Raw genomic sequence first — 460 nt, forward strand, 5'->3', positions numbered from 1 at the left:
GTATAGGGGAGCCGCAGGGAAACCGAGTCTTAACTGGGCGTTAAGTTGCAGGGTATAGACCCGAAACCCGGTGATCTAGCCATGGGCAGGTTGAAGGTTGGGTAACACTAACTGGAGGACCGAACCGACKAATGTTGAAAAATTAGCGGATGACYTGTGGCTGGGGGTGAAAGGCCAATCAAACCGGGAGATAGCTGGTTCTCCYCGAAAGCTATTTAGGTAGCGCCTCGTGAACTCATCTTCGGGGGTAGAGCACTGTTTCGGCTAGGGGGCCATCCCGGCTTACCAACCCGATGCAAACTGCGAATACCGAAGAATGTTATCACGGGAGACACACGGCGGGTGCTAACGTCCGTCGTGAAGAGGGAAACAACCCAGACCGCCAGCTAAGGTCCCAAAGTCATGGTTAAGTGGGAAACGATGTGGGAAGGCACAGACAGCCAGGATGTTGGCTTAGAAG

1 rRNA gene is annotated in these 460 nt (G+C 53.8%); it reads left to right on the plus strand.

The features are described from left to right. A 23S ribosomal RNA gene (locus tag AB4Y73_RS20470) occupies window positions 1–460 on the plus strand; the annotation flags it as partial.

Source organism: Pseudarthrobacter sp. TAF60_1, from assembly GCF_052113505.1.
In the GTDB taxonomy this organism is placed as follows: domain Bacteria; phylum Actinomycetota; class Actinomycetes; order Actinomycetales; family Micrococcaceae; genus Arthrobacter.